This is a genomic window from Bacillus sp. PPSBB_2 (genome assembly GCF_045291115.1).
GTDB classification, from domain to species: Bacteria; Bacillota; Bacilli; order Bacillales; family Bacillaceae_G; genus Bacillus_A; species Bacillus_A cereus.
On the sequence record NZ_CP147983.1, the window covers coordinates 1,216,460 to 1,237,228 of the forward strand.

A 20,769-nucleotide genomic window follows, 5' to 3' on the forward strand; every position below is an offset into this window, starting at 1 on the left:
TACAACAACTGTAAATATTACATTCCTATAAATTCCTTATCGAAATAGAACTTGTCCATTAATTTATTTACAATTCCGTTGAAATAAGCAAATGTACCCTTCTTCATTTTTGCTCCGGATTTAATTTTCATAACAAACTCTTTAATAGCTTTTAAGCCAATAGTAAGTTCCTGGTCTTTAGTAAATACTTTATCACCTGTTGTATGGTTAACAATTTTATTGCACTGTCTTACGACTTTCCACAGTTCTTGAATAGTTTTAGATTCACTGTAAAAATAGCTAACTAAAGAAACAAAACGTTCTGGTACCCAGTGAGCAACGAAATCAGCTTGTTCAATATTCTCTTCTGGAGTATTGCTATTCTCATTACTATTACGTTTGTTTATATCTTTTATATTTTGTTTTAAGGAAACAGGGGTTGTTTTAATGGTAGGACACTTTGTAGGACTTTTTGTATCTACCTTGTCGGACACTTCTTCTACAATTGGATGAATAATAATAGCGTTAGAAGTTTGTAACATATCCTTTGTGCGCTTCATTGCTACTTGCTTAATCATCTCTAGATCCACAAGCTTTTTCATTAAACGTTGTACAGTTTTATATGAAACTTCCATTTTTTCAGCTATTCTATTTTTGCATAGGAAACTAACACCCACATATTTACAGCTATGGCGTTTTAAAATTTCAAGTAATGCAATTAGTTTAGATTGTACGTCAGTACGCTTAATGGACATACGAATAGTGTCTCTGTATGCACGTACAGTTTTATTTAGTTCTTCCACATCTTTGAATGATGATAAGTTGTGGAAGGATTCTTTATTTGCTATAACATCAATACGTTTTTTTTTCATATGAATTAGCCCCTTTGTATAAACAAAAAAGCAACAGAATGCCAAGTGTAAGCAAACTGTTGCTAAGGAGCCCTTACGTACTGTAAAATAGTCCGTAAGAGTACAGCAAGTGTTTGCCTATCTAGAGTAGGCGGACGGTATATAGAGTGTTGGTCGCACTTTATACACAGGCTGTGCTCTTTTATTTTTGTTGTAGTTAAATGGTGTTTGGTCAATTGATGACTGGGCCACAGCTTTTAGCTCATTTAGCACAAATTCACGTTTGGTTTAAAGAATATGGGGTAAATATTAAGGAATAAGGGAAAAGCGGCTTACAATTATGTAAGTCGCTTTTTATTAAAGAAATTTTCATATAAAATTCAAAATCACCTTATAAATAATATTTAATTAGAATTATTATTTTGACGTATTTATTATTACTTGTTATAATTGGAAACGAATGTTCTGAAAAGTATTCTCATTTATAAAATTGAGGTGTTATATAGATGACAAAGAAAAAAATAGGTTTACTCGTAATGGCGTATGGAACACCAGAATCATTAGACGATGTAGAGGCATATTATACACATATCCGTCACGGGCGTACGCCATCAGAAGAAGCGCTTGAAGATTTAATTGGCCGCTATAAAGCGATTGGTGGAATTTCGCCGCTTGCAAAAATTACGAAAGAACAGGCGCATAAATTAACAGATTCAATGAATAACATATTTACAGAGTATCAATTTACTTGTTACTTAGGTTTAAAACATATTGCACCATTTATAGAAGATGCGGTAGAAGAAATGAAGCGTGATGGGATCGAGCAAGCGATTAGTATCGTATTAGCGCCACATTACTCTACATTTAGCATTAAAGCGTATAATGACCGTGCTATTCGTCTTTCAAAAGAAATCGGTGGTCCTGTTATTGAACCAATTGAACAATGGTACGATGAACCGAAGTTTATTTCGTATTGGGCAGACCAAATAAAAGAGACGTTTACTAATATTATAAATAAAGAGAAAGCAGTCGTAATTTTTTCAGCGCATAGTTTGCCAGAAAAAATTATTGCAGCAGGAGACCCTTATGTAGAACAACTAAAGCATACGGCAGATTTAATTGCAGAAGCTGCAAATATTCAAAACTATACAATCGGTTGGCAAAGTGCTGGGAATACTCCAGATCCGTGGATTGGTCCAGATGTGCAAGATTTAACGAAAGATTTATATGAAGAGCATGGGTACGAATCTTTCATATATTGCCCAGTTGGTTTTGTAGCGGAGCATTTAGAAGTTTTATATGACAACGATTATGAATGTAAAGTTGTAACTGATGAATTAAATGCCAAATATTTTAGACCAAATATGCCGAATGCACAATCAGCATTTATCGACTGTTTGGCTGAAATTGTTTCCAAAAAAGTGAAGGAAATAGTTGACAAAGATTTAGTTTTGAATAATAATTTATTTATAATAATTTTAAATAAATAATAATTACTACGAAATAAAGAGGAGGATCCCCCTAGATGAATCCAAATAATCGCTTAACAACAAACCAAGGTGCTCCAGTTGGAGACAACCAAAATTCTCGTACAGCTGGTCGTCGTGGACCAGTATTATTAGAAGACTATCATTTAGTAGAAAAACTTGCACACTTTGATCGTGAACGTATTCCAGAGCGCGTTGTGCATGCGCGTGGTGCAGGTGCTCACGGTGTATTCGTAACGAAAAATAGTATGAAGCAATATACGAAAGCGGCATTTTTACAAAATGAAGGAACTGAAACGCCTGTATTTGTTCGTTTTTCAACGGTTATTCATGGTCAAGGTTCTCCTGAAACAGCACGTGACCCACGTGGGTTCGCTGTTAAATTTTATACAGAAGAAGGAAACTACGATATCGTAGGTAATCATTTACCAGTTTTCTTCATTCGTGATGCAATTAAATTCCCAGATATGGTACATTCCTTAAAACCAGCACCTGATACGAATATTCAAACGCCAGATCGTTATTGGGATTTCATGACGTTAAGTCCAGAATCTACACATATGATGACATGGGTATTTTCTGATTACGGTACACCAGCAAGCTATCGTGAAATGGAGGGTTTTGGCGTCCATTCATTTAAATGGATTAATGAAGAAGGTAAAATTGTTTATATAAAATACCACTGGAAACCACAGCAAGGTGTACGTAACCTAAATGCGAAAGAAGTGCAAGAAGTACAAGGGAAAGACTTCAATCATGCAACTCGTGACTTGTTCGATGCAATCGAAAAAGGAAATCACCCAAAATGGGATTTACACGTACAAGTTATGCAATTAGATGAAATGGACTCTTTAGACTTTGATCCACTAGATCCAACGAAAGTGTGGCCAGAAGATCGCTTCCCATTAATGGAAGTAGGGACAATGACGTTAAATCGTAATCCGAAAAACTTCTTTGCAGAAGTAGAACAAGTAGCGTTCTCTCCAAGTGCAACTGTAAATGGTATTGAGCCATCGGAAGATAAATTATTACAAGGTCGTTTATTCTCTTACCCAGATACACAACGTTATCGTCTTGGGGCAAATTACTTACAAATTCCTGTAAACTGCCCATACGCAGCTGTTCATAACCAACAACGTGATGGTGCGATGCAAGTAAATCAAAACCCATCTACAATCAACTACGAACCGAGCCGTCATGCTGAAAATCCAGTTGAAGACCCAGCTTACCGCGATTCAACTATGAAAGTAGAAGGCTATGTATCTCGTGAAAAAATTGAGAAACCAAATGACTTTAAACAAGCAGGTGAGCGTTACCGTTCATTCTCTAAAGAAGAGCAAGATAACTTAATTGCAAACTTAACAAATGACTTGAAAGACGTAAATGAACGCACAAAATTATTAGCTGTTTGTAACTTCTTCCGTGCAGATCAAGAATACGGTATGCGTTTAGCGCAGGCATTAAATGTTGATATTACGCAATATGTAGGAAATGCTCCGAAATAAATAGGAAAAGACGACCGGGCTTCGGTCGTCTTTTTTGTATAAAGTTATGTGGGGTATTTCGCATGTAAAACATGTCGGAATTTGTTGGTAAATCGATATGTTGTGTCGAACCGTTGATATATTGAAAGAAACAATCGATATATTTGAAAAATCGTTGATATATCCAAAAAACCGTTAATATATTTCCAGTTATACTAGGTGGGGTATGTTGCCCGGTACGCAAAAAAGAGATGCAATCTATCATCGATAGATTGCATCTCTTTTTTAGTTCACTCGCTCAGTATACTCATAAGCTTTCTCCCCATGCATCGAAATATCAAGTCCCATATGTTCCTCGTGCTCATCTACCCGGACAGGGAGGAAGAAGTTGATTGCTTTAATAATGGCATACGTCATTATAATTGTGAACGCATATGTTGCGCCGATCGCTACAAGTTGTTTCAACAGCAGCGAGGCGTTTCCGTAAAATAATCCGTTAGCGCCATCACCGTTTACGGCAGTAGTTGCAAATAATCCTGTTGCAATACCGCCCCAAGTTCCACCGATGCCGTGACATCCGAATGCATCGAGTGTATCGTCGTATCCGAATTTTGTTTTTAAGAAAAAGACCGCTCCGAAGCATAATACGCCGCCAATTGCTCCGATAAGAAGAGTTGAGAAAGGTGTAACGAACCCGCAAGCTGGTGTAATAGCGACTAGACCGGAAACGGCGCCACAAGCAGCTCCCATCGCAGTCGGTTTTGATTGGAAGAACCACTCTGAAAGCATCCAAGTTAATGCTGAGGCAGCAGCAGCTATATTTGTATTAATAAATGCAGTTAAAGCTACATCATTTAAAGATAATGCGCTTCCGACGTTAAAACCGAACCAGCCAAACCATAATAATCCTGCGCCTAACATTGTAAATGGCAAATGGTGAGGAGAAGAACCATTTATGTTTTTTCGTTTTCCAAGGAAAATAGCTAATACAAGACCAGCAACTCCGGAAGTGATGTGAACGACGTTTCCGCCAGCGAAGTCTAGTGCACCAAGTTCCCTTAGCCACCCGCCGACGCCCCATACCCAATGAGCGACAGGATTGTAAACAATCGTTGTCCATAGAAGGATAAAAATAAGAAAGGCAGAAAATCGCATTCTTTCAGCAAATGCACCTGAAATTAAAGCTGGAGTTAAAATGGCGAACATGAGTTGAAACATCATGAATAAATTGTGAGGAATAGTAGATGAGTAGTCTGGATTTGGTGCGTAGGTAACTCCGTTTAGACCGAACCAATCAAGTGTACCGATAAGCCCGTGCCAATCTGGTCCGAATGATAAAGAATAGCCGATAACAATCCATTGAATCGAAACGATAGCCATTGCACTATAACTATGCATCGTTGTACTGAGTACATTTTTGCTGCGGACCATACCTCCATAAAAAAGTGCCAATCCTGGTGTCATCAACATGACCATTACTGTCGTCACAAACATAAAAACTGTATCTCCCATATTCATGAGCTCTCCTCCTATAATGTTAGAAAAAATAACATCGTTTTGTTATGTTTCATATCATATTCGAAAAGTAACTAAAAATCAACTAAAAATTCAGAAAAATATATACATGATGTTAGAAAATGTAACATAGATTATTTTGTGAGGATTGAAATCGACATATGCGTTTCTCTTGGATAATTGGTATAATATTCTTACAATTAAAAACTTGGGGGATGCGTGTGGGAAAAATACGGACTAGGAAACTATTCATTTGTTTTTGCTTAGCTTTTGTTTTGTTTGTACCAATACATACTTTTGCAGACGAAAAAAGAGAGTGGAAAGATGAAGTTATATACTCCATTATGATTGATCGCTTCAATAATGGAGAACCGAAAAATGACAAACAATTAGAAGTTGGTAATTTAGAAGGGTATCAAGGCGGGGATATAAGAGGAATTATAAAAAGGTTGGATTACATAAAAGAAATGGGTTTTACTACCGTTATGCTTTCGCCGCTTTTTGAAAGTGGAAAGTACGATGGATTAGACGTGCGAAATTTTAAAAAGGTAAATGAACATTTCGGGACAGAAAATGATGTGAAAGAACTTGTAAAAGAAGCTCATGCAAAAGGAATGAAAGTTGTATTTCAATTTCCGCTTGGAGAAAACGAACGACAGGTAATTGACGCAATGAAATGGTGGATAAAAGAAGTTGATTTAGACGGAAGTTATGTTATACATAGTGAAAAAAAGCCGCGTTCCTTTTGGGATAACGCGCAAAAAGATATGCAAGTGATAAAGAAAGATTTTCGTATTATGACAAAGGAGGATAGCGAATACAACGAAAAAATAGTAGAATCGTTTTCTGAAGCGGATGTATCGGTGAAATCGTTATACGATGTGAGTAAAAAAGAAGGGGAATTTGTTACGTTTTTAGATGATCAAGAAACAAAAAGATATGCGCGTATTGCAAAAGAAAATATGTATTATCCGCCATCACGTTTAAAACTGGCGCTTACATATTTGTTAACATCACCTGGGATTCCGAATTTTTATTACGGAACTGAAATTGCATTAGATGGAGGAAGTGTACCCGATAATAGACGATTAATGGATTTTAAGTCAGACGAAAAATTTATGCAGCACATAACAAAACTAGGTGAACTTAGGCAGGCGAGACCGTCTTTACGACGCGGTACGTTTGAGCTTCTGTATGATAAGAGCGGGATGAGTATACTAAAACGAAAATATAAAGATGAAGTAACTTTAGTAGCAATTAATAATACGAAAGAAACACAAAAAGTCTCCTTACCTGCAAGTGAAATTGGTGAAAAACAAGAGTTAAGAGGATTGTTGCAGGATGAAATTATAAGAGAGGAAAATGGAAAATTTTATCTCGTTTTAAAGCGTGAAGAATCAAACGTGTATAAAGTTAACGGAGAAACAGGTGTGAATTGGTTATTTATCTCCTTAATCGTTGGTGTGAATGTATTATTTATTGCGTTTTTAATTGCAGTTAAAAGGAAACGTAGATGAGATGAGAAGTTACTCACTCTATGTTCATGTCTTCTTATTGGATTTGTAAGTTTGTTCGGTGGGGCCAGGTTAGGGAGAAAGTCTTCTTCCTAGCCTGTTTTTGTGTCAATACGGATAGAGAAAGACCTTTGAAACAAACAATAATTGCAACTATATTAATTTTACATTACATTAAAAGTTAGAGAATACTCTTATACTAATATAGTACTAAATAGTAGGTGGGAAAATGGAATTTTACGATTTGGGTATTACCATTAAAGAGCTTAGAATTAAAAAAAATATATCACAATCCGAATTATGTCATGGAATATGTTCGCAAAGTCAAATTAGCAAAATAGAAAAAGGTATGATTTATCCATCTAGTATATTGTTATATCAATTATCAGAAAGACTTGGTATTGACCCAAATAATATATTTGCATTAACTCAAAACAAAAAGCTAAAATATGTAGAAAATGTAAAATGTGTAATAAAAGATTGCTTAAAGCAAAAACAATATAATGAACTTTATGAAATCGTGAAAAAAGAGAAAGATGAAAAGAATTTCCAGGCAAAAGAAGATAAACAATTTCTCCTATGGCATGAAGCTATTGCTATATTTGAGGTGAACAGATCCATAAAAACTGCTTTAAAGCTTTTAAATAATGCATTAAAACTAACTTTAACCAATGTTGATTTTTTATCAGAAAGAGAAATAGATATTATGCAGACAATGTCTATATTTTATGCGGAAAATAAAGAATATGATAAAAGTATTACTATATTAGGAAGATGTTTAACTAATTTTAATAAATTAGATTTTCCGAGAGATAAAGCGATTAAATTAAAAATCATTTTTAATTTAGCGAAATGTTTAGGTATGACCTATCAATATGAAGAAGCGGTAAAATACCTTGATAAGGGCATCAAATTAGCTATTAATCTAAATACTCTATACTTATTAGGTGAACTTTACTATTTAAAAGGATGGAATTTATTAAGATTTAAACAACAGAATGAAGAAGATATTGCAAATAACATGAAAAAAGCATTATTTATATTTGAACTAACAGAAAAAGAAAATCTGATAAAAATGGTTAAAGAAAAATATTTTGAAAACCAAACTGAAAAAAGTCACTTATAATTCATTTGGAAATCACTTGAAATATAATAAAACCTACAGGGAAAATCTCTGTAGGTTTTATACTTATAAACTTGTTTCTAAAATATTAGTGCTTAATATAAATTTTTGAATAAGAGTTTACTTAGTGTACTTTTTATTTTGAAGTCTGCATCTTTATTAACAATTTATGCTTCTTTTTAATCACATCCAAATATTGTTAAGATTGAGATGATTCAAGTCGGAGGAAGGCACTTTGAGGTGTCTTTTTTTTATGACCTTTATCATTAACTATTTAATGTTTTTTTAAATGATTACATGACATATTTTTTTTGTACCAAGCTTTGTTGATACAGTTAGACTTATCCGTTAGTGTATTCGTATTATTAGAACATCCTACAGTATTTAGGGAGAATGTGGCCAATAAAAACCATAATATTAATTTCTTCAAATAACCACTTCTAACTCTTTTTTAATTAACATTTTTTAAAATACTTATTAATTTTACATTACATTAAAGGTTGGAAAATATTCTTATACTCATAAATTGTTACGTTTCGGCGAGGAGAGGAATTATGAGTTATAGCAATTTTTAAGATGACTTTGGCCTAGGATGTAATTGCTAAGAAAAGTAATTCAAATCGAAGGGAAAACGTCTTAAGGTGTCTTTTCCTTATTTTCAATTTACTTAGCGATTTTTACCGCACATACCTTTTTTCTATAGTTTGTTCTCGTAATATTGTCTCTACAAGACAAAAAAGAAAACTCCTCTAATTAAGAGGAGTTTTCTTTTTAGCGGTAGTTAATGAACTGTACGTCGATTGGTAAATCAGCGCTACGAACAGCTGCGATTACTGCTTGTAAGTCATCACGGCTTTTTGCTGTAACACGTACTTGATCATCTTGTACTTGTGTTTTTACTTTTAATTTCATTTCTTTAATGATGTTGTTAATTTTTTTCGCGTTATCTTTATCGATACCTTGTTGAAGTGTTGCGCGTTGGCGAACAGTGTTGCCAGTTGCAGCTTCAACTTTTCCGTAATCTAAGTTCTTAATTGGAACGTTACGTTTTACAAGTTTAGAGATAAGAACGTCTTTTACTTGCTCTAATTTAAACTCGTCATCAGAAGTTAAAACAAGTACTTCTTTTTCTAATTTAATATCACTTTTACTTCCTTTAAAGTCATATCGGTTTTGGATTTCTTTTAATGCGATATTAATTGCGTTTGTTACTTCAGGTAATTCTACTTTCGAAACGATGTCAAAAGAACTATCTTTTGCCATAGTTAGCACCTCCAAATAAATTTCTAATCTTGTTATGTACTGTACATACTAAAGTATAGCTGAAAACGAGTCTAGACTTAAGTGTTTTCGTATTTATATTCATGTAACCTCATTTTATTATAGTGAATTTTGGGCAGTTGGACAAATATAGGAAAAATCATGTTATAATTAACTTTTGTTTGGAATGATAAAAAAGATAATTTTATATATATAGAAGGGAATTAAAAAATATGTATTTGCAAATAGGATCGATTGAACAGGTAACTGTTTTACGAGAAACGGAAATCGGATATATGGTTGGGAATGAAGAAGAAGAAATTTTCCTACATAAAAATGAAGTAGCTGGAGAAATTGAAGAAGGCGATACGATTGATGTATTCTTATACCTTGATCACCAAAATCGTATTTCAGCAACAATGAAGGAGCCAATTATTACAACGTATGATTGGAACTGGGTAAAGGTTGTAGAAGTTATTCCGAGTTTAGGTGTGTTTGTTGATATTGGTGTATCAAAAGATATACTAATTCCAGCTGATGAATTCCCAATTTATATGCCGGTATGGCCAGAAGTTGGAGACGAATTATATTGTACGTTAAAATTAACGAATCGTGATCGTTTAATTGCTCTTCCGGCAAGAGACAGTGATATGCAAGAAATTATCGTAGATGCAACGCCATCTATGCGTAATAAAAATGTAAATGGACGTGTATATCGTTCGCTTCAAGTAGGTTCATTCGTTTTAACAGATGAACATTTCCGTGCTTTCTTACACCATACAGAAAGAAAAGAACAAGTCCGCATCGGTCAGCGTGTAACAGGACGTATTATTGACGTCAAAGATGACGGTACAATTAACATTTCACTTCTTCCTCGTAAAGAAGAAGGAATGGAAGACGATGCTGCAGTAATTTATGCATATATGGAAGAACGAGGCGGAGCAATGCCGTTTTGGGATAAGAGCCATCCAGAAGATATTAAAGAACGCTTTAACATGAGTAAAGCTGCATTTAAGCGCGCACTTGGTAAGTTGATGAAAGAAGAAAAGGTTTACCAAGAAGAAGGTTGGACTTACTTTAAGAAATAAGATGAAAGATTAAAAAGCACACCCTTATCTAAAAAGATAAGGGTGTGCTTTTTTTAATTTCCTTGCGGAGAAACAAGAGTAAACGTATCTTTCAAATCACTATCATTTATTTTAATATTTGCCTTTTTTAATTCCTCTTGTAACAATTTTTTGCTGAATACAGGATCAGCAGTACGTTCTTCCTCTAAGTTTTTGCGAATAGAGTCTTTCACTTCATCATAAGGCTTTAAAGCTTTTTTATCAGTTAATTTAATAACGTGATAACCGTTTGATGATTTTACGGGATTGCTAATTTGTCCAACATTTAGTTTGTAGGCAGCCGTTTCGAATTCAGGAGCCATTGTACCTGAATTGAAGTATCCAAGGTCTCCGCCTTTATCTTTTGATAGTAGATCTTGTGATTCTTGTTTTGCTAATTCTTCAAATGAAGCACCAGCATCTAGTTTACTCTTTATTTCTTTCGCTTCATTTTCATCACTTACTAAAATGTGACTCGCTTTAATTTCTGGCTTATAGTGGTCTTTTATGTCTTTTTCTGTAATGCTTTTCTTAATCGCTTCATTCATAGCAAGTTTGAACTTAATTTGATTTTTGAAGTCCTCTTCATCTTTTAAACCATAATTTTCTAATACTTTTTTGAATTGATCTCCATATTGTTTTTTTACTTTTTCTACTTCTTTATTTACCTCTTCATCAGGTACTTTATATTTTTTTGTGATGACGTCTTGTGCCATCATTTCGTATAGCATGTCTTTTCCGTAACGATCTTTCAATTGTTTTTCGAAGTTATCCTTTGTAATGGTCGAGTCTGTTGCTGTAGCGACTGTAGCTGAGCCATTCTTTTGTCCGCAAGCAGATAGCATCAATATACTTATTAGTGCAGTAATAATGAAAATATGTTTCCCTCTCATGCCAACACCTCATCCGAATATGTTATCGCTATTGTAGAATATAGAAGTGAACATGAAGTGAATTTTTAATGTTTTTTTCCTTTAAAATGTAAAAAAGTACATCAACATAATTGTTGATGTACGATGGAATCAAAGGTGATCGGTCTTTTTAGAATATGCACGTTTACCTTGCTGAATATTTTTTTGCTCTTGCTCATTTTTTTGTGTGCGTTTTGCGTTATTATCGCGTGCTTTTTTGTCGTTATCACTCGTATGTGGCATATGTATCAACTCCATTTCTAAACGTTGTACGTTTATCATTTCCTTTTTCGTAAAGACTATGTATAGCGGTGCATTTATGAAGGGTAAAGGTGGATTCGAAATGGATTTGAAGTTGAATTATACTGAACTTATAAAGAAGTTAATCGTTGTAATCATCGCAGGTTTATTAAATGCGATTGGGATGAATTTATTTTTAACGCCAGCAAAAGTGTATGCGAGCGGCTTTGCTGGATTGTCTCAATTATTATCACAAATATTAGGTGATTTTTTATCGATTCACATATCTACGGGAGTATTGTTTAGCTTATTTAATATTCCTGTCGTTATTTTAGCGTGGAAAAAGGTTGGAAAGGCCTTCACCTTTTTCAGTTTTCTTTGTGTTATATTTATGACTTTGTTTCTAGAAGTCATCCCTGTTAGAGCGGTTTCGAATGATATCATATTAAATGCGATTTTTGGCGGGATTATTTCGGCGATTGGAGTAGGGATTGCTTTAAAGTGGGGTGCTTCTACAGGTGGATTAGATATTATCGCCATGATTTTATCAAAAATAAAAGATAAGCCTGTCGGTACATACTTTTTCTTTTTTAATGCAATTATCATTATCGCTGCTGGCTATGTATATGGATGGGAAAAAGCGTTATATACGTTAGTGACTTTATATGTATCAACGAGAATTATTGATGCAATTCATACTCGTCATGTAAAGATTACAGCATTAATTGTTACGAAGAATGGGGCAGATGTAAGAAAGGCGATTCACTCGCGATTAGTAAGAGGGATTACAACGATACCAGCAACAGGTGCTTATACGAATGAAAATAAAGAAATGTTAATGATGGTTATTACTCGTTATGAGTTATACGAATTAGAGAGGATTATTAAACAAGTGGACCCAGGTGCATTTACAAATATACTGCAAACAGTTGGGGTGTTCGGATTGTTTCGGAAAGATTAAAGAGGACCGAAGTTGGTCCTCTTTTTTAATGTAAATTCGTAATGTTTTGCAATTGCTCTTGCATTTCACGGAGCTGAACTTTTTCAGCAGTTGAAGAGTTTGCGTAAGCGGATTGCAAAGCATTTTTTGCTCTATACACGAGATCTTGTTGCTCAGTACCGCTTGAACAAGATACGGCATTTTCAACAGCATCTCTAGCTTGTTGGAATAGTAAGTTCCCCATTTAAACCCCTCCAAAAGAAGAGTTACTTCTTGCTTTTTCTGCCTCAGCTAATGTACCTCTGTACGGGAATCTTGCATCATGCTTCATAACAGCATCGGCTCCTTGTTGGATAAAACGTTTTGATTTGTTCTTTTTACCCATTCGAAAAACCCCCTTTATTTAGCTGAAAACAATCGACGCAATGTCTCATGCGTCTACTTATAGTATGGACATTTGGCAGGAAACTATAAGTAGGAAATTTTTAGATTACAACCCAAGAACCTCTTCTAAATATAAAGCAATACCATCTTCTTCGTTCGTTAACGTCGTATGGTTTGCGAGTGATTTTAATTCAGGGATGGCATTTCCCATTGCGATGCCGTGACCAGCAAATTCAATCATTTCAAAATCATTATCTTCATCACCGAAAGCGATAATTCGCTCTTGTGGAATGTTGTAATGACTAGAAATTTTTTGTAATCCAACTGCTTTATTTAATCCGCTTTTCACAATTTCAATAATCGGCCAAGGTGCGCCCCATTTTCTATGGTCGATTACTTCCGCATGCATATCGGTTAAATGTTGACGAATTGCAGTAGAATGCTCGTCATGGGCGTCAATTAATAAGCAAGTTGGATGATCGTTTAAAATATTTAATAAGTCTCCCGTAAAAATCTTAGGAGAGCCGAATTCGAAAATATGTTTTTTATCTTCATCAATTTCACGAACATACACATCGTCCATTACTTCCGCGTATATATTTTTTACGCCAAAATCAAAGCAAGCTCGGACAATTTCTTGCGCTGTTGCTAGCTCAAGAGGAGAGTGATGTGTTCCCCAGTTTGAATCAAGAGGATGATGTACGTAAGCGCCGTTAAAGTTTACGATAGGTGTGTTAAGATCAAGTTCTTTATAGTAATCATAACTAGCACGGAATGGACGTCCTGTTGAAATAACGACAATATGTCCCTGTTCCTTTGCTTTTGCAATTGTATGTTTCGTTCGAGTGGAAATTATTTTGTTGTCTGTTAATAAAGTGCCGTCTAAGTCTAATGCGATTAAATGTTGTTTGTTCATAATTTCACCTCTTATAATAATTTTTTTGTATCTATCTGTATTTCCGTTTTTAATATGCAGAAATAAGAGGTTAGACTCGGTGGAATCACCATAGATGGAAATTTCACTATATATCCATCTTACGTCTCAAAGTGCTGTGGTGTCTACTATTTATCGTTGAAAATTAAGAAAAGTCAACATCTTTTTAGAAAGTTCAAACAATGTTTCTTTCATTATGTACAAATTGTGAAAAGGGTTACATTGCTCGTGTGATGAGGCATATAATGAACATGTAATCTTCTCGTATATGTTTGACTCTCCTTTGAAACTAGCCTAGAGTAGGTTGGTTTCTTTTTTTTTCTACAAGTAGGAAAGAAATCCCTGCTTACGCTTGTGTCATTCATATATATGTACAAGAATGAGATGTAGTACTGTTTCCTAAACATGACAGAAAAGCTTTCTTTTAAAATGGATATACTAATGAGGCAAGACGTCATGGAAGGAGAATGAAGATGGGACAAAATCGCAGGTTTCGTTCTGGACAAAAAGCGCCGAATGATGGCATTTACGTAGAAATTGGTGAAACGGGAAGTATGGTGAAAGATCCGCAAATGGTGAAATTAACTGCCGGTGAAAAGTTTCCGGATAACACGAATCATAACCGCCAGTGGACATATAAAAGAAAACCGTAACAGAAGCCGCAATCATTATTGCGGCTTTTTTGTCGTTACACATTGTAATTTCATTTACCGTATTTTTTAGCGGTATAATGAATGCTCTCTTTTTCTTTTTCAAATAATAAGTTTGAAAATACATAGGCAAAATTATTGTATAAAAAAGTCAGTTGGCGTATAATCAAATCAAAGGTCAAAGAAAGTCAAACTTTTGGAGGGCTGTAAAGATGGACTTAAATCAAATGACAACAAAAACACAAGAGGCGATTATGAGTGCCCAATCTTTAGCGGTATCTCATCATCACCAAGAGGTGGATACTGTTCATCTATTACTTGCATTATTAGAAGAGCAAGATGGATTAGCAGTACGTATATTTCAAAAAATGAATGTTGATATAGAAGCATTAAAGCAAGGTGCTGAAAGTTTAATTAAAAAGAAACCTTCTGTAACGGGGAGCGGTGCAGAAGTTGGAAAATTGTATGTAACGAGCGCTCTGCAACAACTTCTTGTAAGAGCAGGAAAAGAAGCAGAAAAACTGCAGGATGATTACATTTCAGTAGAACATGTATTGCTTGCTTTTTCTGAAGAAAAAGGCGATATAAATCAATTATTTACAAGATTGCATATTACGAAAGATAACTTATTACAGTCTTTAATGACAGTTCGGGGGAATCAAAGAGTGACGAGTCAAAATCCAGAAGCAACTTATGAAGCGTTAGAAAAATATGGTCGTGATTTAGTGGCGGAAGTGAGAGCAGGGAAAATTGATCCTGTAATCGGCCGTGATAGTGAAATACGACGTGTAATCCGTATTCTTTCACGTAAAACGAAAAACAATCCGGTTTTAATTGGGGAGCCAGGTGTTGGTAAAACAGCAATCGTTGAAGGGCTAGCACAGCGTATCGTGAAAAAGGATGTACCTGAAGGATTGAAAGATAGAACGATTTTTGCGTTAGATATGAGTGCACTCGTAGCTGGTGCGAAATTCCGTGGTGAGTTCGAAGAGCGTCTGCAAGCTGTATTAAATGAAATTAAAAAGAGTGAAGGACGCATTTTATTATTCATTGATGAACTTCATACAATAGTTGGAGCTGGTAAAACAGAGGGAGCCATGGATGCAGGAAATATGTTAAAACCGATGCTTGCGCGCGGTGAACTGCATTGTATCGGGGCGACGACGCTCGATGAATATCGCAAATATATTGAGAAAGATCCAGCGCTAGAAAGACGTTTCCAACAAGTATTAGCAGAAGAACCAACTGTTGAAGATACAATTTCCATTTTACGTGGATTAAAAGAACGCTTTGAAATTTATCACGGTGTAAATATTCATGACCGTGCGATTGTAGCAGCGTCAGTTTTATCAGATCGATATATTTCAGATCGCTTCTTACCTGATAAAGCAATTGACCTTGTTGATGAAGCGTGTGCAACAATTCGTACAGAAATTGATTCTATGCCAACAGAATTAGATGAAGTAACGCGCCGCATTATGCAGCTGGAAATTGAAGAAGCGGCTCTTGGGAAAGAAACGGATCGTGGTAGCCAAGAGCGTCTAAAAACATTGCAACGTGAATTATCGGATTTAAAAGAAGTTGCAAGTGGCATGAGAGCGAAATGGGAGAAAGAAAAAGAAGACATTCACAAAGTTCGTGACTTACGTGAACATTTAGAGCGTTTGCGTCGTGAATTAGAAGAAGCAGAAGGCAATTACGATTTAAATAAAGCAGCCGAACTTCGTCACGGGAAAATTCCCGCAATTGAAAAAGAGTTAAAAGAAGCGGAAGAAATGGGCGCGCATAATAAACAAGAAAATCGTTTATTACGTGAGGAAGTAAGTGAAGAAGAAATTGCAGATATTGTTTCACGCTGGACTGGTATTCCTGTTGCGAAACTCGTGGAAGGTGAACGCGAGAAATTATTACGCTTAGAGCAAATCTTATCAGAGCGTGTCATCGGACAAGAGGAAGCAGTAAGCTTAGTGTCAGACGCAGTTCTTCGTGCTCGCGCTGGTATTAAAGATCCGAACCGCCCGATTGGTTCTTTCATCTTCTTAGGGCCAACAGGTGTTGGTAAAACAGAACTTGCAAAAACGTTAGCCCAGTCTTTATTCGATAGTGAAGAGCAAATGATTCGCATTGACATGTCTGAGTATATGGAAAAACACGCCGTGTCTCGCTTAATTGGTGCACCTCCTGGATATGTAGGATATGAAGAAGGCGGTCAATTAACAGAAGCGGTAAGACGTAAACCATATTCCGTTGTTTTATTAGATGAAATTGAAAAAGCACATCCAGAAGTATTCAACATTTTATTACAAATGTTAGATGATGGACGCATTACAGATTCGCAAGGTCGTACAGTGGACTTTAAAAATACAGTTATTATTATGACTTCAAATATTGGATCTGCTCATTTACTAGATGGATTAGAAGAAGATGGTTCGATTAAAGAGGAATCAAGAGACCTTGTAATGGGGCAATTAAGAGGACATTTCCGCCCTGAATTTTTAAACCGTGTGGATGAAATTATTTTATTCAAACCTCTTACAACGAATGAAATTAAAGGCATTGTTGATAAAATTGTAAAAGAACTACAAGGTCGTCTAGCTGACCGTCACATTACAGTAGAATTAACAGATGCAGCAAAAGAATTTGTTGTGGAAGCCGGTTTCGACCCAATGTACGGAGCTCGTCCATTAAAACGATACGTACAGCGTCAAGTGGAAACGAAATTAGCACGAGAATTAATTGCAGGAACAATTACTGATAATAGTCACGTAGTTGTTGATGTAGAAAATAACGAATTAGTCGTTCATGTGAAATAAAAATAAAAAAGAGTTCGGATAAAATCCGGACTCTTTTTTTAGTGTTGTTCTACTGGTTCGTTTGGAATTGCAGCTGAAATTGCTAGTACTAACACAGCAAGAACAACTGAGAAAATAGACGCTTGGTTAAAGTCGTATGTACCGCCAGTCATAGAGCCGATTACATAGCTCATCATATGTACAAGTAAGAACGACCAAATTAATGCCCAAATGAAACGCATATTTTACACCTCTATTCGTTCAATCTGTCCTTATTGTAACACAATTGAAAAAAGAATATAGAAAAATATTTGTAGATTTTTCAACGCAAATTTGCATTCCGTTCATACATTATAAAAGAGTACTTTTATATGTTTAGAAAATAAGGCGGGGGAAAAATGAGTATTACGGAACGTTTTTTTTACTTAGAAAAAGAACCATGTGTCATTTATTTACCGGAGAAGCCAAATGGATTTTCTGTTATGCTCCTCGGTGATTATAACTACTTTATTGAGAATGGTACAAGTTTATGGACACAACATGCGGGTAAATCTTATTTTTTACATGGTCTTATTGAACAAGGCTACACGGTCTTTTCCTCTAATTTATACGGAAGACATTGGGGAAACGACCAATCTGTTCGTCTAGCGAAACGTTTATATGACGTTGTGTTGAGAAAAGAGACATTGAATGCGAAAATGCACATTATGGCAGATGGTATGGGAGCACTTGTAGCACTCGAAATGATGAACAAATACCCTGAGTGTATACGCTCTGTTGTTATGCTAAATCCGTGTTTAGATTTACCGGAATATGTAAGTTTTGAGAAAGAGCATAAATTTTTTTACAAGAGACTCGTGAAGGAATTAAGTTTGGCGTATGATGCCAAAGAAGAAGAATTAGAATCAAAAATAAATAAGAAATCATTTACGCTTCTTCCATCTTGTGTACCTGTTAAAATTTTCGTATCAACACAAGAAAAAAGAGGAAGAAAACAGCAGTTGCGTAGATATGAGAAAATGAGGCAACTAAATCAATGTGATACTTCTGTCTTGTTCCATCTGCAAGATGTGAAATATAAAATGGTTAGGCAAACGACTGATTTCTTTAAAAAATATGAAGAAGAATTATGAAGCTCCCATATACATAAATGAGGAGCTATTTGTTTCAGAGGGAAAGGGTTGGTGGTATGGAACGCGTGCTGATAATAGGTGCACTTACGTTTGTAGGTTATCACCTTGTAAATAAAATGATTGCAGAAGAAGTGGAAGTCTATGGTCTTGATTTTGATGAATTCGATAGTATGACGAAAATTAATGAAGAGAAGTTATTATTAATTGGGCGAAATGCGTTATTTACGTATTATTCGATAAGAGATGAAGATGGATGGAGATCGGTTGAGGAAGAGAGATTCGATACTGTTTATTTTTGCTTATATGAGCCAAATCAGCAAAGTGGATTTCGGAATGAAAGAGTCATATTACAATATTTAAAGCGAATTATAAGAATGTGTGAAGAACAAAAAGTGAAGTTAAATTTAATTTCTTCTATTGAAGTAGGCAGTACAGATGAATCCGAAAATAAGCGCCTATTTTTGAAAGTAGAAGAAGGATTGAAAAAAGGGAATTTACAATATAGTGTATTTCGAGTTCCAACATTATATGGACCGTGGCAACCGTCCTTTATGATGTTTCATCAGCTTATTTTATCAGAATTAGGTGAAAAAGAGTGCCGTTGTACGATTGAGGAAAAGGGGAATGATTTACTTTACGTTGAAGATGTATGTGAATACTTATGGGAAAATGGAACGAACGGGGCGCAGCTTGGTATATACAATTTACTTAGTGGTAAACAGTCATTATGGGAAAAAGGTATGAATCTTTTACGCGCGGATGATAAAGTAAATAAAAATAATAACGAAGTAAGAGATGAGGCTATCGAGGTAATTTCAATAAAAAGAAATACTCCGTTAGAATACGGTTTAAATAAACAACTGGCACACATGAAAAAATATAAAGAGTTATACGAAGGGTAGTACGCGTGTTACACTATTGTATGTGAAAGTTTTAATGGAGAGGAAGAGCATAATATGAACGAAAAAAGCATGCAGTTTTTACAAATCGCAATGAAGCATTTACCGGAAGCAAAGGCAATTTTAGATGATAATGGAATTGCACTTGATATGGAGAAGGCACAGCCGGTGTTAGAGTTGTTAATGAAAGTTATGAACGAGGCCTATGAGCTCGGGAAAGCAGATAAAGAATAAAAAGAATAAAAAGCATCTTCTTAAGATGGAAGAGAGGCTCGAACCGTGAATAGAAGCGGTCAGGGCCTTTTTTATTCTCGCCTGGGAGAAAACCAGAGATATGAAGAGGATAAAGGAAAAGTAGTGAGGAGAACTCTCTAGTTTAGAAGGAAAGCAGATCAAGAATAAAAAGCATCTTTTTAAGATGGAAGAGAGGCCCGAACCGTGAATAGAAGCGGTTTGAGCCTTTTTATATTTAAGAGGTATGTTTCTGTTTCTTTTAATGAAAAATAACGTGAATAATGCGTTAGCTTTCTGTTTTATGCGAAATATATTCTAGACAAAAATACATTTATGTTTTAAAATTAGTACCAAGTCATAATAATTGATATAAAACGGAGGGCTGCGATGTGAACGTGGGCATTTTAGGGATCGGAAGATATGTGCCAGAAAAAGTAGTCACAAATCACGATTTAGAGAAAATAATGGAAACATCCGATGAATGGATTCGTACGAGAACGGGAATTGCAGAAAGACGCATTGCCGATGCTACAATAGATACTTCATATATGGCCGTAGAGGCTTCTAAAAAAGCACTTGAAGATGCAGGAATTAGCGGAGAGGATATCGATCTTATTTTAGTAGCAACAGTAACACCAGATCGTGCTTTTCCAGCAGTTGCTTGTGTAATTCAAGAAGCAATAGGAGCGAAACATGCAGCTGCAATGGATTTAAGTGCAGCATGTGCCGGTTTTATGTACGGAATGATTACAGCGCAGCAATTTATTCAAACAGGAACGTATAAAAATGTATTAGTAGTTGGTAGTGATAAACTATCTAAAATTGTAGACTGGAACGATCGAAATACAGCAGTACTATTTGGAGACGGAGCCGGTGCTATCGTAATGGGAGCTGTTTCAGAAGGTAAAGGTGTTCTATCTTTTGAATTAGGAGCAGACGGAAGTGGCGGCAAGCACCTTTATCAAGACGAGTATGTTATGATGAATGGCAGAGAAGTGTTTAAATTTGCCGTTCGTCAACTTGGTGATTCTTGTCTTCGCGTTTTAGATAAAGCTGGTCTTACGAAAGAAGATGTGGATTTCTTAGTACCGCATCAAGCAAACATTCGTATTATGGAATCTGCAAGAGAGAGGTTAAATTTACCACAAGAAAAAATGAGTATGACAATTGAGAAGTTCGGTAATACATCAGCTTCTTCCATTCCGATTGCAATGGTAGAGGAATTGCAAAACGGACGTATTCAAGACGGTGATTTAATTATACTTGTTGGTTTTGGCGGCGGATTAACATGGGGAGCAGTCGCTCTTCGTTGGGGTAAATAAGGACTGAGAGA

21 protein-coding genes and 1 pseudogene are annotated in these 20,769 nt (G+C 35.4%); 13 read left to right on the forward strand and 9 right to left on the reverse strand.

Annotated elements, in window-relative coordinates:
* Positions 1-17: 17 nt before the first annotated feature.
* A complete protein-coding gene (locus V6946_RS05985) occupies positions 18-851 on the reverse strand; it encodes a helix-turn-helix domain-containing protein (RefSeq protein ID WP_366982033.1) in 834 nt (277 codons plus the stop codon).
* A 206-nt stretch (positions 852-1,057) separates the two neighbouring features.
* Here V6946_RS05985 and V6946_RS05990 point away from each other — a divergent pair.
* From V6946_RS05990 to katB, 3 genes and pseudogenes are all read left to right on the forward strand, one after another.
* Positions 1,058-1,150, forward strand: a pseudogene (locus V6946_RS05990) (aspartate--ammonia ligase); the annotation flags it as partial.
* Positions 1,151-1,336: 186 nt separating this feature from the next.
* Entirely contained in the window at positions 1,337-2,320 is a 984-nt protein-coding gene (hemH, locus tag V6946_RS05995) for a ferrochelatase (protein WP_366982034.1), read from the forward strand.
* Positions 2,321-2,355: 35 nt separating this feature from the next.
* A complete protein-coding gene (katB, locus tag V6946_RS06000; protein ID WP_001069179.1) occupies positions 2,356-3,822 on the forward strand; it encodes a catalase KatB in 1,467 nt (488 codons plus the stop codon).
* A 264-nt stretch (positions 3,823-4,086) separates the two neighbouring features.
* Here the strand turns inward: katB and V6946_RS06005 are convergent, their stop codons facing one another.
* The gene (locus V6946_RS06005; protein WP_006928985.1) at positions 4,087-5,319 is read right to left on the reverse strand and encodes an ammonium transporter; all 1,233 of its coding nucleotides are present in this window, start codon (positions 5,317-5,319) and stop codon (positions 4,087-4,089) included.
* Positions 5,320-5,477: 158 nt separating this feature from the next.
* Between V6946_RS06005 and V6946_RS06010 the strand changes: the two genes are divergently transcribed.
* A complete protein-coding gene (locus V6946_RS06010) occupies positions 5,478-6,833 on the forward strand; it encodes an alpha-amylase family glycosyl hydrolase (protein WP_050427354.1) in 1,356 nt (451 codons plus the stop codon).
* Between the two features lie 226 nt (positions 6,834-7,059).
* Positions 7,060-7,956 carry a helix-turn-helix domain-containing protein gene (locus V6946_RS06015; protein WP_006928991.1) on the forward strand — a complete coding sequence of 299 codons (897 nt, stop codon included), beginning with the start codon at positions 7,060-7,062 and terminating at the stop codon, positions 7,954-7,956.
* Positions 7,957-8,724: 768 nt separating this feature from the next.
* Here V6946_RS06015 and V6946_RS06020 read toward each other — a convergent pair.
* On the reverse strand, positions 8,725-9,216 hold the full coding sequence (locus tag V6946_RS06020) for a YajQ family cyclic di-GMP-binding protein (RefSeq protein WP_001040149.1): 492 nt from the start codon (positions 9,214-9,216) through the stop codon (positions 8,725-8,727).
* A gap of 230 nt (positions 9,217-9,446) precedes the next feature.
* On the opposite strand from V6946_RS06020, the gene V6946_RS06025 reads away from it, so the two are divergent.
* Positions 9,447-10,301, forward strand: coding sequence for a S1 RNA-binding domain-containing protein (locus tag V6946_RS06025; RefSeq protein ID WP_000281262.1), 855 nt, complete (start codon positions 9,447-9,449; stop codon positions 10,299-10,301).
* Positions 10,302-10,354: 53 nt separating this feature from the next.
* Here the strand turns inward: V6946_RS06025 and prsA are convergent, their stop codons facing one another.
* Together prsA and V6946_RS06035 are read right to left on the reverse strand one after the other, a co-directional pair.
* Positions 10,355-11,212, reverse strand: a complete 858-nt coding sequence (prsA, locus tag V6946_RS06030) for a peptidylprolyl isomerase PrsA (RefSeq protein WP_001214211.1) — start codon at positions 11,210-11,212, stop codon at positions 10,355-10,357.
* 129 nt (positions 11,213-11,341) lie between these two features.
* Positions 11,342-11,473, reverse strand: a complete 132-nt coding sequence (locus V6946_RS06035; RefSeq protein ID WP_001120851.1) for a DUF3941 domain-containing protein — start codon at positions 11,471-11,473, stop codon at positions 11,342-11,344.
* A gap of 100 nt (positions 11,474-11,573) precedes the next feature.
* Here V6946_RS06035 and V6946_RS06040 point away from each other — a divergent pair, with 100 nt between their 5' ends.
* Positions 11,574-12,431, forward strand: coding sequence for a YitT family protein (locus tag V6946_RS06040; RefSeq protein WP_000364444.1), 858 nt, complete (start codon positions 11,574-11,576; stop codon positions 12,429-12,431).
* A gap of 25 nt (positions 12,432-12,456) precedes the next feature.
* Here the strand turns inward: V6946_RS06040 and V6946_RS06045 are convergent, their stop codons facing one another.
* The 3 genes from V6946_RS06045 to V6946_RS06055 all read right to left on the reverse strand — a co-directional run bounded on the left by V6946_RS06045 (position 12,457) and on the right by V6946_RS06055 (position 13,710).
* Complete coding sequence (locus V6946_RS06045; RefSeq protein ID WP_000527407.1) at positions 12,457-12,654, reverse strand: DUF3813 domain-containing protein; 198 nt, start codon at positions 12,652-12,654, stop codon at positions 12,457-12,459.
* A complete protein-coding gene (locus tag V6946_RS06050; protein ID WP_000516816.1) occupies positions 12,655-12,795 on the reverse strand; it encodes a hypothetical protein in 141 nt (46 codons plus the stop codon).
* A gap of 105 nt (positions 12,796-12,900) precedes the next feature.
* On the reverse strand, positions 12,901-13,710 hold the full coding sequence (locus V6946_RS06055) for a Cof-type HAD-IIB family hydrolase (protein ID WP_001041232.1): 810 nt from the start codon (positions 13,708-13,710) through the stop codon (positions 12,901-12,903).
* A 491-nt stretch (positions 13,711-14,201) separates the two neighbouring features.
* Here V6946_RS06055 and V6946_RS06060 point away from each other — a divergent pair, with 491 nt between their 5' ends.
* Together V6946_RS06060 and clpB are read left to right on the forward strand one after the other, a co-directional pair.
* The gene (locus V6946_RS06060) at positions 14,202-14,381 is read left to right on the forward strand and encodes a YjzC family protein (RefSeq protein WP_000531421.1); all 180 of its coding nucleotides are present in this window, start codon (positions 14,202-14,204) and stop codon (positions 14,379-14,381) included.
* A gap of 209 nt (positions 14,382-14,590) precedes the next feature.
* Positions 14,591-17,191, forward strand: a complete 2,601-nt coding sequence (gene clpB, locus V6946_RS06065) for an ATP-dependent chaperone ClpB (protein WP_000365401.1) — start codon at positions 14,591-14,593, stop codon at positions 17,189-17,191.
* A 38-nt stretch (positions 17,192-17,229) separates the two neighbouring features.
* Here clpB and V6946_RS06070 read toward each other — a convergent pair whose 3' ends face one another.
* Positions 17,230-17,412: a YjzD family protein gene (locus V6946_RS06070; protein ID WP_001211116.1), complete on the reverse strand. Its 183-nt coding sequence runs from the start codon at positions 17,410-17,412 to the stop codon at positions 17,230-17,232.
* A gap of 156 nt (positions 17,413-17,568) precedes the next feature.
* On the opposite strand from V6946_RS06070, the gene V6946_RS06075 reads away from it, so the two are divergent.
* From V6946_RS06075 to fabH, 4 genes are all read left to right on the forward strand, one after another.
* Positions 17,569-18,303 carry a hydrolase gene (locus V6946_RS06075; protein ID WP_000028691.1) on the forward strand — a complete coding sequence of 245 codons (735 nt, stop codon included), beginning with the start codon at positions 17,569-17,571 and terminating at the stop codon, positions 18,301-18,303.
* Positions 18,304-18,332: 29 nt separating this feature from the next.
* On the forward strand, positions 18,333-19,205 hold the full coding sequence (locus V6946_RS06080; RefSeq protein ID WP_006921015.1) for an NAD(P)-dependent oxidoreductase: 873 nt from the start codon (positions 18,333-18,335) through the stop codon (positions 19,203-19,205).
* A gap of 54 nt (positions 19,206-19,259) precedes the next feature.
* A complete protein-coding gene (locus tag V6946_RS06085; protein WP_001986215.1) occupies positions 19,260-19,436 on the forward strand; it encodes a ComZ family protein in 177 nt (58 codons plus the stop codon).
* 389 nt (positions 19,437-19,825) lie between these two features.
* Entirely contained in the window at positions 19,826-20,758 is a 933-nt protein-coding gene (fabH, locus tag V6946_RS06090) for a beta-ketoacyl-ACP synthase III (RefSeq protein ID WP_006921014.1), read from the forward strand.
* Positions 20,759-20,769: the final 11 nt, after the last annotated feature.